Source organism: uncultured Brevundimonas sp., assembly GCF_947305955.1.
In the GTDB taxonomy this organism is placed as follows: domain Bacteria; phylum Pseudomonadota; class Alphaproteobacteria; order Caulobacterales; family Caulobacteraceae; genus Brevundimonas.
In genome coordinates this window covers 17,765-31,199 of sequence record NZ_CAMZFB010000018.1, presented here as the reverse complement: position 1 = coordinate 31,199, position 13,435 = coordinate 17,765, and the positions used below count along the sequence as shown (strand labels likewise).

Annotated in this window: 10 protein-coding genes; 3 read left to right on the top strand and 7 right to left on the bottom strand. The window is 63.4% G+C overall.

The genetic code is table 11. The features are described 5' to 3' along the window. Nucleotides 1–217: 217 nt before the first annotated feature. Nucleotides 218–2,464: a glycine--tRNA ligase subunit beta gene (gene glyS / locus Q0Y42_RS06515; protein WP_297801465.1), complete on the bottom strand. Its 2,247-nt coding sequence runs from the start codon at nt 2,462–2,464 to the stop codon at nt 218–220. 2 nt (nt 2,465–2,466) lie between these two features. Continuing rightward, a complete protein-coding gene (locus Q0Y42_RS06510; RefSeq protein WP_297801463.1) occupies nt 2,467–3,381 on the bottom strand; it encodes a glycine--tRNA ligase subunit alpha in 915 nt (304 codons plus the stop codon). Between the two features lie 117 nt (nt 3,382–3,498). On the opposite strand from Q0Y42_RS06510, the gene Q0Y42_RS06505 reads away from it, so the two are divergent. Beyond that, nucleotides 3,499–4,248 carry a polysaccharide deacetylase family protein gene (locus Q0Y42_RS06505; RefSeq protein WP_297801460.1) on the top strand — a complete coding sequence of 250 codons (750 nt, stop codon included), beginning with the start codon at nt 3,499–3,501 and terminating at the stop codon, nt 4,246–4,248. Here Q0Y42_RS06505 and Q0Y42_RS06500 read toward each other — a convergent pair. The 4 genes from Q0Y42_RS06500 to Q0Y42_RS06485 all read right to left on the bottom strand — a co-directional run bounded on the left by Q0Y42_RS06500 (nt 4,182) and on the right by Q0Y42_RS06485 (nt 9,770). Further along, complete coding sequence (locus Q0Y42_RS06500; protein WP_297801458.1) at nt 4,182–5,150, bottom strand: hypothetical protein; 969 nt, start codon at nt 5,148–5,150, stop codon at nt 4,182–4,184. The genes Q0Y42_RS06505 and Q0Y42_RS06500 overlap by 67 nt on opposite strands. A 51-nt stretch (nt 5,151–5,201) precedes the next feature. Then, entirely contained in the window at nt 5,202–6,080 is an 879-nt protein-coding gene (locus Q0Y42_RS06495; protein WP_297801456.1) for a 4-(cytidine 5'-diphospho)-2-C-methyl-D-erythritol kinase, read from the bottom strand. Beyond that, nucleotides 6,073–7,989 carry a tetratricopeptide repeat protein gene (locus Q0Y42_RS06490; protein WP_297801453.1) on the bottom strand — a complete coding sequence of 639 codons (1,917 nt, stop codon included), beginning with the start codon at nt 7,987–7,989 and terminating at the stop codon, nt 6,073–6,075. Before Q0Y42_RS06490 ends, Q0Y42_RS06495 begins: the two co-directional genes overlap by 8 nt. A 131-nt stretch (nt 7,990–8,120) precedes the next feature. Further along, on the bottom strand, nt 8,121–9,770 hold the full coding sequence (locus tag Q0Y42_RS06485) for an electron transfer flavoprotein-ubiquinone oxidoreductase (protein ID WP_297801503.1): 1,650 nt from the start codon (nt 9,768–9,770) through the stop codon (nt 8,121–8,123). A gap of 192 nt (nt 9,771–9,962) precedes the next feature. Between Q0Y42_RS06485 and Q0Y42_RS06480 the strand changes: the two genes are divergently transcribed. After that, nucleotides 9,963–10,751, top strand: a complete 789-nt coding sequence (locus Q0Y42_RS06480; protein WP_297801450.1) for a uracil-DNA glycosylase — start codon at nt 9,963–9,965, stop codon at nt 10,749–10,751. Nucleotides 10,752–10,950: 199 nt separating this feature from the next. Beyond that, nucleotides 10,951–12,588, top strand: a complete 1,638-nt coding sequence (locus Q0Y42_RS06475; protein ID WP_297801448.1) for a lytic transglycosylase domain-containing protein — start codon at nt 10,951–10,953, stop codon at nt 12,586–12,588. Nucleotides 12,589–12,775: 187 nt separating this feature from the next. Here the strand turns inward: Q0Y42_RS06475 and Q0Y42_RS06470 are convergent, their stop codons facing one another. Further along, on the bottom strand, nt 12,776–13,423 hold the full coding sequence (locus Q0Y42_RS06470; protein WP_297801446.1) for a glutathione S-transferase: 648 nt from the start codon (nt 13,421–13,423) through the stop codon (nt 12,776–12,778). Nucleotides 13,424–13,435: the final 12 nt, after the last annotated feature.

Here is a 13,435-nt window from a genome sequence, read left to right as displayed (position 1 = left end):
CGTGGTCGTCACACGGGGGTTAGAGAATCCCGTGGTTCGAGCGCCTCTCTATCGCGCTGCACCTGCGAAGGCCACCGCCTAGCAGTCACAATCGGTGGCACGATGTAGCAATTAGCGAAAATTTATCCGTGGAAGGCGGATTTTTGTGACCAAACGCAAAACGGCACCCCGAAGGGTGCCGTTCCGTCTGTGTAGTTTTCATGACGCAGTTAGGCGATCAGCCTGCGATCTGGCCGAAGTCAGCCACGCGGCCCATGATCTCGCGAACCTGCACCAACAGTTTCAGTCGGTTATCACGCTCGTCTTTGTTTTCCGAGTTGACCATGACGCCGGTGAAGAAGGCATCGACCGGAGCGCGGAGCGCGGCCAGTGCCGTCATGGCGGCGGCGAAGTCCTCGGTTTCCAGTGCCTTGGCCACGGCGGCGTCGGCAGCCTTGGCCGCTTCGGCGAGAGCCACTTCCTCGGCGGGCTGGTTGGCCATGCCGATGGTGACCTCGCCCGACGGCAATGCGCCCTTCTTCTCCTCGGCCTTGAGGATGTTGGAGGCGCGCTTGTAACCGGCCAGCAGGTTGGCACCGTCGTCGGTGGCGAGGAAGCCCGACAGGGCCTCGACGCGCGACACGATACGCACCAGATCGTCATCACCCAGAGCGAACACGGCGACCACGAGGTCGTGACGCTGTCCTTGGTCGCGCAGCAGGACGGTCAGACGGTCAGCGAAGAAGGCGAGGAGTTCCTTAGATGTAGCTCTGACTTCCTCAACTGTTTCGAAGAAGGTCGACGCCCCCTCTTGAGGATACGGGTTCCAACCGTTCACCACTTCGGAATAACGTCGCTGAATATCAGTGACGATCTGATCGTGCATGTCTCTGGAAATAGACTTAAATTCAGCGTCCTGAACAGCAACACCGTCATTTGCGTGAGCGGACGCATGAGCGGCGATTACGGCTGGCACGATCATCTCTACAAGCGGAACGGGGCGCCCAACTTCCAAAATCAGTCGAGTAACGCCCAGAGCCGCGCGGCGAAGGGCGTAGGGGTCCTTCGAGCCGGTCGGCTTTTCGTCGATCGAGAAGAAGCCCGAAAGGGTGTCGATCTTGTCGGCCAGAGCGATAGCGACCGTCAGCGGTGCGGTCGGCACGCTGTCGGACGGGCCTTGCGGCTTGTAGTGATCGCGGATGGCGTCGGCGATGGCGTCCGGTTGGCCAGCGAGACGGGCGTAATAGCCGCCCATGATGCCTTGCAGTTCCGGGAACTCGCCGACCATGCCCGAGGCCAGATCGGCCTTGGACAGACGGGCGGCCTTTTCGGCCTCGGCAGCATCGGCACCGACCAGCGGGGCGATTTCCGCAGCCAGTTTGGCAATACGCTCGACGCGCTCGGCCATCGTGCCCAGCTTGGCGTGGAAGGTGACGCCCGAGAGCTTTTCGTTCCACTTGTCGAAGCCGACCTTCTGGTCTTCTTCCCAGAAGAAGCGGGCATCGTTCAGACGGGCCGACAGCACCTTGGTGTTGCCAGCGGCCAGAGCCTTGCCGCCATCGGCAGCCTCGACGTTGGCGACGACGACATAGTGCGGAGCGAGGCCCTCGGCACCCGGCTGGCGGACGGCGAAATACTTCTGGTGCACCTTCATCGACAGGCGCACGACTTCCGGCGGCAGCGACAGGAACTGCGGGTCCATGTCACCAAGGATCGGGGTCGGCCATTCAGCAAGGCCCGCAACCTCGTCCAGAAGGCCGATGTCATCGACCAGTTCCAGACCCTTGGCGGCGCAGACAGCCTTGGCACCTTCCAGCACTTTGGCCTTGCGGTCCTCGAACGACAGGACGACGAAATTGCGTTCCAGCTTGGTGCGGTAGTCGGCGAAGTCTGTGACTTCGAACGGCTGGCCCGCCCCCATGAAGCGGTGGCCTTCGGTCACGTTCGAGGCAATGATCTTCTTGCCCTCACCACCGATGGTGCTTCCGAGGTCCAGCGCATAGGGGATCACCGCGCCGTCAAACAGGGCGATGATGCGGTGGATCGGACGCACCCAGCGGAAGCTGCCCGAGCCCCAGCGCTGGGACTTCGGCCACGACATGGTGTGGAAGATGTGGTCCAGAGTTTCGGCAACGACCTCGGTCGTGGCGCGGCCCTTTTGCGAGACTTGCGCGTAATAGACGCCATCCCGCTCGACCAGTTGGTCCTGCGTCAGGCCGGTCTTGCGCAGGAAGCCTTCCAGCGCCTGTGCCGGAGCCGAGGTCTTCGGACCTTTCAGTTCTTCATTCAGGTCAGGCGTCGCGGTCGGCAGACCCTCGACCACCAGCGTCAGGCGGCGCGGGCCGCCATAGGTGGTCAGGCTGTCCCACGTCAGGCCTGCCTTTTTGAAGGCGTCAGAGGCCATGCGCTCCAGATCACGCGCACCGCCCTGCTGCATGCGAGCCGGGATTTCTTCCGAGAAGATTTCAATAAGAAGCTGGGACATGATCAGGCGTTTTTCGCTTCGGCTGCCGCTTCTTCGCGGCGCTCTTGTTCGACTTGGGCGGTGGCGCAGGCCTTACACAGGTCGCGGATGCGGCCGATGTAGGATTGGCGCTCGGCCACGGCGATGGCACCGCGTGCGTCCATCAGATTGAACAGGTGCGAGGCTTTCAGAACCTGATCATAGGCTGGCAGGACCAGCGGCTGGCCTTGCGGGCCGGTCATGGACAGAAGGCGCGAGGCCTCGGCTTCCATATCCTCGAAGCGGCGCTTCAGGCCCGCCACGTCATAGCCGTGGAAGTTGGCTTCCGACTGCTGGCGCTCGTTCTCGAGGAAGACTTCGCCGTAGGTCAGGCCTTCCTTGTTGAACTTCAGGTCATAGACGTTGTCGACGCCCTGAACATACATAGCCAGACGTTCCAGACCGTAGGTCAGCTCGCCCGAGACGACGTCGACCTCGATGCCGCCCACGCCTTGGAAATAGGTGAACTGGGTGACTTCCATGCCGTCACACCAGACTTCCCAGCCCAGACCCCATGCGCCGACGGTCGGGTTTTCCCAGTCGTCCTCGACGAAGCGGATGTCGTGCAGGCTGGGGTCGATACCGATGGCGCGCAGGGAGTTGAGATACAGCTCCTGCAGGTTGTCGGGGTTCGGCTTCAGGATGACCTGATACTGGTAATAGTGCTGCAGGCGGTTCGGGTTTTCACCGTAGCGGCCATCACCCGGACGGCGCGACGGCTGAACATAGGCAGCCTTCCACGGCTTCTTACCCAGAGCACGCAGGACCGTCGAAGGGTGCAGCGTTCCTGCGCCCACCTCGATGTCATAGGGCTGCAGGATAGCACAGCCTTGCTCGCTCCAATAAGCGTGAAGGGTCAGGATCAGGTCCTGAAACGAAAGAGGTTCAGTTGCGGCCACGGGTCGACATTCAGTCCGATTTCGGGAGGCGCGGACCATAAGCCCCTCGCCTCGACGCGGCAAGGCAAGCGCGCCTTCATTTTCCGGCAACAGGCTTTGCCGTAAAGGATCAGCGTTATGAAACATCGCCTCGACCAGTTCCGCCGACGTGCCGCGCGCTATCTGTATCGCGATCCTGCGGGCATTTGCGTCAAGGGCGGTGTGCTGAGCCTCAGCTTCGACGACTTCCCCAAAAGTGCATGGGAGGTGGCCGGTCCGGTTCTTGCCGACTTTGGTATCAAGGCGACCTATTACGTCGCGGGCGGGCTGTGTGACGGGACCAATATCGGCAAGGTCCAGTTTTCGGAACGCGACCTTCAGGAAGTCCTTCAGGCCGGCCACGACATCGGCTGCCATACCTTTTCACACGCCAGCACCTTGGGGCTGAGCCGTGCGGAACTGGCGTTGGAAATCCAGAAAAACGCCGAATGGGTGGCCGAGCGGCTGGATGGCTATCGCATGCGCCACTTTGCCTATCCGTTCGGGGATGCCTGTGTGGGGGCCAAACGCTATCTGGGGCAGCAGTTTTTGACGTCGCGCGGCGTGACCGATGGCCACAACGCATCCGGCGCAGATCGCAACAACCTGAAGGCCATCGGGTTGGAGAGCCGCCGCCTGCCCCACTATGACCTTGAGGCCATCATGGCCGAGACAGCGTCCGCCAATGGCTGGCTGATGGCCTACGGGCATGATGTCGAGCGTGATCCGACTCCCTATGGCTGCACGGAACAGGATCTGGTCAGGGTGATCCAGACCGCCCGTCAGGCGGGGCTGGCGATCCTGCCGGTTTCCTCGGCCTGGTCGATGATCTGCTCCAGCGTCGACTGACGGCGGCGCTCGCTGGCCGCCCATTTCAGCAGCGCCCTGCGAGGCCAAACCACCAGCCACGAACGCGGGACATAGGTGCCGTTCTCGATCATGGCGCGTCGGGTCGGCGATGACGCCGCCGCGCGCTCGCTGTGGATTTCGCCCGGTCCCTGATGGACCAAGAAGGCCCCGTTCTTCAGCGGCATCTCGCGAAGATAGGCCAGACGCGGGCTGATGGTTTTCAGCGGCGGATCATAGAACCAGCTGGAACCGATGGCACCGCGCAGACCCGAATAGGCCTCGACGATACCGGCGGCGGCCATCCACGTCCGGTCCCAACCCGCGGGGTTGAAATCGGACAGATCTCGGCTTTCGGTGTGAGCCTCGACCCACTGGCCCCAGCCGCCCGCCGCCAGCCAGCGAAAGGGTGCGGAATAGCCGTGTCCGCCCAATACGTGCTCGATCGTCTGGCGCGGACCGACCGGAGACGACAGGTCGATCAGGTGGGTACGGCTGCCCGGCACACTCATGGCCGTGGCAAAGCGCACATCCTTGGCCCAGTGGTCGCGGTCGTAAAACGGCTTTTCTTCGCTCAGATACTGGGCCGTGCGGCCCAGCCAGTGGGGATAGTTGTCCAGCACATCGCGCGGCAGGCGATAGGCCGCGACCCGACGCGGCAGCTCCAGACACCACATGGCGATAAAGCCGCGACGCAGCGCTGCGGTGGCGGGATCGTCCGGTGTAGTGCCTATAAGCTCGTCCACGGCCTTGGCGCACAGTTCGAAATCCCAATGCGGCGCGGCCTCGACGACCTTCACGGTCGCCTCGGGCATCAGCTCACCCAGACGCAGCCTGTCGCTATCGGACAGGTTCGCCAGAGTCAGATGAAAGGCATCGGTCTGTTCGGACGATAGAACCAGCATGGGGCTTCAGATAACAGAACGATGTCACCCAGCCGTTAACTTGCCCCGCGATCAGATGAGTTTTGGCGTGCCCAGCACCGTGGGCCGCACCCACCACCCCGTACGGTCCAGCGACAGTGCGGCATCCAGAGCCACCTCGGCACTGTCAAACAGGCCAAATACGGTCGCTCCCGATCCCGACATGCGGGTCAAACGGCAGGTCGGAACGGCAGCCATGGCGTCCAAGGCTTCCTGAATGGCAGGCGTGACCGACAGGGCCGGAGCTTCAAGGTCATTGCGCTGATGGCCCAGCCAGTCGATGACCGAGGACACCGACCAGTCGGCGGGCGGTGCCGGACGGTCAGCATCGCCCTGCCCCGTCGTGTCATAGGCCTTATAGACGGCCCCAGTCGGGGACGGCAGGCCGGGGTTCAGCAGAACGGCATGGAGTGGCGGCAGGTCATCTGCGGCCTCCAGAACCTCGCCCACGCCCGACACCAGCGCCGGACGCGCGCGATAGCACATGGGACCATCCGCCCCTGCGGCGCGGGCGATCTTCTCCAGCACATCGTCGGAAAGGCCCAGATCAAGCAGCAAATTGGCCCCGCGTAGAACAGCGCCCGCATCCGCCGAACCACCGCCCAGACCCGCGGCAATCGGCAGTCGCTTGTCCAGTACCACCGACAGGGGCAAATCATCCTGTCCAAGGTGCGCAGCCAGCGCCAACAGGACCTTGACCACCAGATTGTCGGCGTCATTGCCCACCGAACCGCCGAACGGCCCTTCGACCGTGAAGTCGAAGCTGGGCGCGCGGCTGACGGTGACGCGGTCACCGACGTCGGCAAAGGCCACAAGGCTGTCCAGCGGGTGATAGCCATCCGGCTTCACCGCTGCGACGTGGAGATAAAGGTTCACCTTGGCCGGAGCCAGGATCGTCAGGTTATCAGTCATTCGTTACGGCGGCGACGTCTTCGGAGGCAGCCGAATGGCCTTCCTCACCATAGGGGCGCTGGTTCAGGCGATCACGCAGCTTGGCCTCGACCTCGGCGCGGCGCTTGGCATCGACATCCAGCGTCAGGACGCGCTGCCACTGGAAGCCCGCCTCGCGGTGGCGGCCCAGCGCGTAATAGACATCGCCCAGATGGTCGTTGATCTCGGCATTGGCCGGTTCCTTGGCCACGGCCTGTTCGATGTTCTCGACGGCCTGCTCGTACTGGCCCTGCTTGAACCGCGCCCAGCCCAGCGAGTCCTGGAAGTGGCCGTCATTGGGGTCTGCATTGACCGCACGGGTGATCAGCTCTGTGCCCTCGACAACCTTGTGTCCGGTATCGACCCACATATAGCCGAGATAGTTCAGAACGGTCGGATCATTGGGTGCCAGTTGATAGGCGCGGACCAGTTCGGCCTCGGCCTCGTCGCTGCGGCCCAGCGCCTCCAGCACGGCCCCGCGCAGGAAGTGGACCTCATAGCCCTGATTGGCGACGTTCAGCACCGGACCATTCAGCAGTTCCAGCGCCTCGGCATCGCGGTCCATCTTCACCAGTTGGCCCGCCAGTGCATAGGTCAGCGACGGCTCGTTCGGTACGGCCTCGACGGCCAGACGGAACTCGGCCAGCGCCTCTTCGTCCATGTCCTGCTTTTCAAAGCTGACGCCACGTTGGGCACGGGCATTGGCGTAGAGGTTCACGTCCGACTGCGGGATTTCGGCCAGCGCATCACGTCCGGCCGACGCAAAACCGGCGTTGATCAGCGACTGGCCGATCATGAACTGGTTCTGGACACTGGGGACGACCTGCTGGGCCAGACGCAGATAGACGGCGGCGAACTCTTCGGCGCTTTGGGCGATCATCTGGTCGGCGGCGGTACGCAGCGCCATGGCCAGTCCCTCGCGATAGCGCGGTACGGCGGGCGGGCGACCACCGCTCTTGACGCGATCACGCGCCACAAAGATGCGGGCCTCGGCCTGTTGGGCAGAGATGGCCGCCTCATAGAGGGCCAGTGCCTCTTCCTTACGACCACGGCGCTCCAAGAACTCGCCATAGGCCAGACGGAACAGCGCGCCAGCCTGCGCATGGGCGACCAGTTCCTTCCACTCGGCCTCGGCCTCTTCATAGCGGCGACGGATTTCCAGCAGGCGCGCACGGTTGCTGCGGGCGACAAGTACGCTGATCGGGTCGAAATCGGCTGGCGGGGCGGCCAGAGCGCGGTTCCAGTCGCCTGCCTCGGCGGCGATCCAGACCTGCGCATAGACGGCGGCGCGGTCGTGCGGCAGCTCGACCGGATTTTCGGCAAACAGACGGTTGGCCCTGCGCGCGCCGTCCTTCAAATAGGTCTCGATGCCGTTGACCAGCTTTCCGGCCTCGACGATCACCGGAGAGGTTCCCTCGGCCTCGGGCGTGATACGACCCGCAAAGGCCAGATCACCGGCCAGAAGCGCGGCGGTGAAAGCCTGTTCGCGCAGGCGCGGCTGTTCCGGCGTCAGATTATAGGCTTGTTGCAGGACGCGGGCGCCCTCGCCCGTCTCGCCCTGTGCCAGCGCGGCGCGGGCCGCCAGATAGTGGCCATAGGCCGAACGCCCTTCGCGATCGACAGGCACAGGGGCCCACTCGGCGGGAATGGCAATGATCGGCTCTGGCGGCAGCTCGGTTTCCGCGGCCTCGCCGTCCTCGCCTTCCACGGCATCCTCTGCGGCGTCCGGCTCGGCAGGCGCAACCTCGATGACAGGTTCGCTGGTATCGCTTTGGGCCGGAGCCTGAGTGGTCTCGGCCTCGGGGACAGGCGTTTCCTGTGCAAGCGCGGGCGTGCCCATGATCAGGGCAGCGATCGAGGTGGTCAGCAGCAAGGGACGGATCGGCTTCATAGGGCGGACCCTTCACTGTTTCCGCCGTCTCGGCAAGGCCCGCCCGCCTTCGCGCACAAAAAAGAAGGCGTCGCGATCACCGCAACGCCTTCTTCAAAACATTCAAACCCTACAGGGCCTTACATGCGTGATTACATGTTCGGATAGTTCGGGCCACCCGCGCCTTCCGGCGTGGTCCAGACAATGTTCTGCGACGGGTCCTTGATGTCGCAGGTTTTGCAGTGGACGCAGTTCTGGGCGTTGATCTGGAAGCGCGGATTGGACACGCCGTCCTCGTCGTACAGAACCTCGTACACGCCCGCCGGGCAGTACAGACGAGCGGGCTCGCCGTACTTGGGCAGGTTGACGTTGATCGGCACGGACGGGTCCAGCAGCTTCAGGTGGGCGGGCTGGTCCTCGGCGTGGTTGGTGTTCGAAATGAACACCGACGACAGCTTGTCGAACGACAGCTTGCCGTCCGGCTTCGGATAGGCAATCGGCTTGTGCATCGATGCCGGTTCCAGCGAGGCCGCATCGGTCTTGCCGTGCTTCATCGTGCCGAAGAAGGAGAAGCCACCCGTCAGGTGGTTCACCCACAGGTCGAACATACCGATCGCGCCGCCCAGCATGGTGCCGAACTTCGACAGCAGCGGCTTGGCGTTACGGACGATCTTCAGTTCCTTATAGACCCACGACGTCTTGTAGGCCTCTTCATAGGCTTCCAGAACGTCGCCGCCACGGCCCGAGATCACGGCGTCATAGGCCGCATCGGCGGCCAGCATGCCGGTCTTCATGGCGTTGTGGCTGCCCTTGATGCGCGGCACGTTCACGAAACCGGCCGAGCAGCCGATCAGCGCGCCGCCCGGGAAGGCCAGCTTCGGAACCGACTGGAAGCCGCCCTCGGTGATGGCGCGCGCGCCGTACGAGATACGGGTGCCGCCTTCGAGGTGCTTGGCCACGGCGTCGTGGTGCTTGAAGCGCTGGAACTCGTCGAACGGCGACAGGTACGGGTTCTTGTAGTTCAGGTGGGTGACGAAGCCGACCGACACATAGCGGTCGCCAAAGTGGTACAGGAACGAGCCGCCGCCCGTCTTGTCATCCAGCGGCCAACCGGTCGTGTGCTGGACCAGACCCGGCTGGTGCTTCTCGGCCGGAATCTGCCACAGCTCCTTGATGCCGATGCCGAACTTTTGCGGCTCGGCGTCGTCGCACAGGTTGTGCTTGGCCATGATGGTCTTGGCCAGCGAGCCACGGACGCCCTCGGCGATGAAGACGTATTTGCCGTGCAGCTCGATGCCCGGCTGGAAGTCGCCGGTCGGCTTGCCTTCGCGGTCGATGCCGAACACGCCGGCGACGACGCCCTTCACCTGACCGTCATCGCCCCAGACGACGTGGCTGGCAGCCATGCCCGGATAGACTTCGACGCCCAGAGCCTCGGCCTGCTCGCCCAGCCAGCGGGTCAGATTGCCCAGCGAGGCAATGTAGCAACCGTGGTTGTGCATGAAGGGCGGCATGGCGAACATCGGCAGCGACATCTCGCCTGCCGGGCCCAGCACCAGGAATTTGTCTTCCTTGACCGGCGTTTCCAGCGGCGCGCCCAGTTCCTTCCAGTTCGGGAACAGTTCGTTCAGCGCCTTCGGATCGATCACCGCGCCCGACAGGATGTGGCCACCGATTTCGGCAGACTTTTCCAGAACGGCGACGTTGATTTCCTTGCCGTCTTTTTCGGCGCGCTGCTTCAGTCGGATCGCGGCAGACAGGCCGGCAGGGCCGCCGCCGACGATGACGACGTCATATTCCATGACTTCGCGCTCGACGCCCGACAGGGCCTCCAGCGGCGGCAGGTTGTCGATGACAGCCTCTTGCCAGGCGTTCTTTGCGCCGCCTTCGGTGACGTGTTCGGTCATGTGATCCCCGGAATCCGTATTCTTGTCGTGTTACAGCCTTATCAAGACGTGACGCAGGGGCGGTCAAGGCTTATTGGCTAGATTGATATGAACGCTCACTCTTCGGACTTGGCTGCTTACGAAGCCCTGCTCGCCTTTTGGCACGAAGCAGGCGTCGATGCCTGCTATCTGGACGAGCCTATCGATCATACGGTTATTCAACCGCTTCCGACACCCGCAGCGGTACAAAAACTCGCGGCGGTTCAGCCTGTTCGCGCCCCTGCGGGCCAGACGCGCGTGGATGCGGGCGTGCCCCTTGCCCGCCAGCTAGCGGCGCAGGCCAATACGCTGGACGAGCTGATCGGCGCGGTTGCCGCCTTTGACGGATGCGGCCTGAAAATGATGGGGGCGAAGAATGCGCTGTTCGGTCGCGGCGCTGCCGACGCCGATCTGTTGGTGATTGCCGACGCCCCGACGGGCGAGGACGACGACCGCAACCAGCCGTTCTCTGGTCCCTCTGCACGTCTGCTGGAGCGAATCCTTGGCGCGGCGGGCGTGGCCGAGAAGACCTATCTGACCCAGACCGTCTTCTGGCAGCCGCCCGGCAACCGTCCGCCGACGCCCGAAGAACAGGCCGTGTGTCTGCCCTTCATCGAGCGCGCCGTCCAGCTGATCCAACCTAAGGCCGTGCTGCTGATCGGCGCGGTAGCTGTTCGCGGAATTTTGTCCAGCCAAGAGAGCCTGTTACGCCTTCAGGGACGGTGGCAGGAATGGACGCCGCACGGCCATGAAACTCTTCCGGTCATGACGACCTTCCATCCCGGTTTCCTGTTGCAACAGCCCCTCGCCAAGGGCGCTGTTTGGCGTGACATGCTGGCGGTCGCGGCACGACTTTAACGTTAAAAGTTGAGCGATCGCCCAAATGCGGGCTATGTTTTCTGATCAGGTGACCAATCCGCAGAGCATTCTGAACGGTCCGAAATGACCTATCAGCACGCCGATGAAGGGGGCCTCCGCGCTCATGAAGTTTGATTACAGAGCGCAGTGCGCCTCTCGATCACCCGCGTCCCGATCTTTCTTTCTCTGGCTGGCTGCAATGGCAGCGCCTGTCGCTTTGGCCCCGTCGGAAGCCTTTGCGATGGAAGCCTATGAGGCCCCGCCTGCGGTTGAGGCCTATGACGACCAGTCCCAACCCTCGGCCCTCAGCCGCGAAGACCGGCTGACCTATACCACCGCCTTTGACGCCCTGCGTCGGGGCGATCTGGAAACGGCCCGCTCCAGCGCCCAACAGGTTCGCGACCGTATTCTTCTGGGCCAGCTCGAGTTCGAGCGCCTGTTCCACGCAAACCACGTCGCGACCTATGACGAACTGGTCGGCTGGCTGAATAGCTATTCGGACCTGCCGATGGCCGAGCGGGTTTATAATCTGGCCATGCGCCGCCTGCCCGACGGTGTCGCCCCGCCGCCGCGCCCCGGTGGCTTTCTGACCCGCACGTGGGACAGCGTGACCCGCGCCACGGCCACCGATCCGTCCCGCGCCGCCCGCGTTATGCTGAACAATGACGACCTACAGGGGGCCTATACGACCGGCATCGAACTGGGCGACTGGTGGACCTCGGCCTTGGCCGCTTGGCGGATGGGCCAGTACAACGAGTCCTACGAAGCCTTCCTACACGTGTTGGAAGACCCGACCGAAGACCCGTGGGTGCGCGCCGGTGCTGCCTATTGGGCGTCGCGCGCCGCGTCGGCGACCGCGCGTCAGGATCGTGTGCAGCCCCTGTTGCAACAGGCCGCACGCTGGCCCGCGACCTTCTATGGCCAGATCGCCCTGCATCAGCTGGGCCTGCCCCTGCCCATCGAGAATGAAGGCCCGCGTTCCTACTATGCTGTGGCCAGCTCGCCGCGTCCGGTTGAGGCCACGCCTGCGATCGACAGCCGTGCGCTGAGCGACTTCGTCCATAGCGACGAAACCGCCCGCCGCACCCTGGCCCTTTACGAGGTTGGCCGTCGAGCCGATGCCGCCAGCGCGGCCCGTGACGGCCTGCGCCGTTCGCGCGATCTGCAGGCCCGCCAGCTCTGGGCGGGCCTCTATAATATGGTGGCTCCGGGTCGTGCAGCCGAACGCGCCGCGACCGTGATCGATGCCAATGACTATCCTATGCCGGTGCTGTTCCCCGAGGGCGGCTATACCGTCGATCAGGCGCTGGTTTACGCCCTGATCCGCAAGGAGTCGGCGTTCAATCCGGGCGTCCGTTCCAGCGCCGGTGCCTATGGTCTGATGCAGGTCATGCCCTCGACGGCCGCCTATATGACGGGCGACCAGTCCTATGTGCGCCAGCCGCAGCGACTGCTGGATGCGTCCCACAATATGAAGCTGGGCCAGCAGTATCTGAACCGCCTGATGTCCATAGAAAGCTTTGGTGGCGACATTCTGAAGACGGTCGCCTCCTATAATGCCGGACCCGGCCCGATGATTGCCGCCATGCGCAAGCTGGGCACGGACGCCGATCCGCTATTGCTGATCGAGACGATCGATGTGCCGCAGGCCCGCGACTATGTCGAAAAGGTCGTGGCCGCCTATTGGATCTACAAGCGGCTGATGGGTGGTCCGGTGAATACGCTGGATGCCGTTGTGTCGGGCGCGCGCGCCATTCCCGTGTCGCTTGACTATCAGCCGCCTGCCCCGCAGCCGACCCAGACCGCGACGGTGGAACAGATCCCGACGGCCAACTAGACCCTTAGCTGATACCGCTCTGGATCAAGGCCCAGGCCGCGCCCAGCACGATAGCAGCCACGCCATAAATGCGGCTACGTCTACGCCAGTTTGTTCCACGGTCGATTGTGCGCATAGATCACCTGCTGCCAATGCAAATGACATTGCGCTCAATAATTTAAAACATCGTTCTCTGAAGCGGCGAAAACTAAGCCAGCGCCACAGCTTCCCATTCAAGGAAGTCGGGCTGGCCGAGCAGGCTGGCAACATATTCGGCGGCTATGCCATCGGCGTCGCCATAGCCCGCCAGATCGATCTGATAGTGCCGCACGCGCGAGGCCACCGGCGTGAAAAAGGCGTCGGCAATCGACCATTCCCCGAACAGCCACGGGCCGCTCTTTCCATAGCGACCGCGCATCTGGGTGAAGATCGTCACCAAGCGGCGCAGATTTGCCTCGACCTCGGGCGTGATGTTCGGCACGGCGGTGCCCTTCCCGACCAGAAGATGCTCGCCGCCGAAACCACAGTGGGTCCGCAGGGGCGTAAAGCCTGAATGCATCTCTGCCGTAACAGAGCGAGCATAGGTACGCGCGGTCTTGTCCGTCGGCCACAGACGGGCCTCGGGATAGGTTTCCGCCGCCCATTCCGCGATGGCCAGACTGTCCCAGAAGGTCTCGCCTTCGACCGTCAGCAAAGGCACCAAGCCTGTCGGTGAAATAAGATTCAGTTCGGCCTTACCGTCCGGCGTGTCGTATCGCGCATCGCGGGTCGTGAACTGCGCCCCTGCCCTTTTCAGCACCAGCCAAGGGCGCAGCGACCACGTCGAATACAGGCGCGGTCCGATTGTCAGTTCCATGCCTTCTCCCCC

Bases quoted from the DNA above. Each gene is read 5' to 3' on its own strand.
- Q0Y42_RS06500 (WP_297801458.1), bottom strand. From the start codon at position 5,150: ATGCTGGTTCTATCGTCCGAACAGACCGATGCCTTTCATCTGACTCTG.
- Q0Y42_RS06480 (WP_297801450.1), top strand. From the start codon at position 9,963: ATGAACGCTCACTCTTCGGACTTGGCTGCTTACGAAGCCCTGCTCGCC.
- glyS (WP_297801465.1), bottom strand. From the start codon at position 2,464: ATGTCCCAGCTTCTTATTGAAATCTTCTCGGAAGAAATCCCGGCTCGC.
- Q0Y42_RS06470 (WP_297801446.1), bottom strand. From the start codon at position 13,423: ATGGAACTGACAATCGGACCGCGCCTGTATTCGACGTGGTCGCTGCGC.
- Q0Y42_RS06505 (WP_297801460.1), top strand. From the start codon at position 3,499: ATGAAACATCGCCTCGACCAGTTCCGCCGACGTGCCGCGCGCTATCTG.
- Q0Y42_RS06475 (WP_297801448.1), top strand. From the start codon at position 10,951: ATGGCAGCGCCTGTCGCTTTGGCCCCGTCGGAAGCCTTTGCGATGGAA.
- Q0Y42_RS06490 (WP_297801453.1), bottom strand. From the start codon at position 7,989: ATGAAGCCGATCCGTCCCTTGCTGCTGACCACCTCGATCGCTGCCCTG.
- Q0Y42_RS06485 (WP_297801503.1), bottom strand. From the start codon at position 9,770: ATGGAATATGACGTCGTCATCGTCGGCGGCGGCCCTGCCGGCCTGTCT.
- Q0Y42_RS06495 (WP_297801456.1), bottom strand. From the start codon at position 6,080: ATGACTGATAACCTGACGATCCTGGCTCCGGCCAAGGTGAACCTTTAT.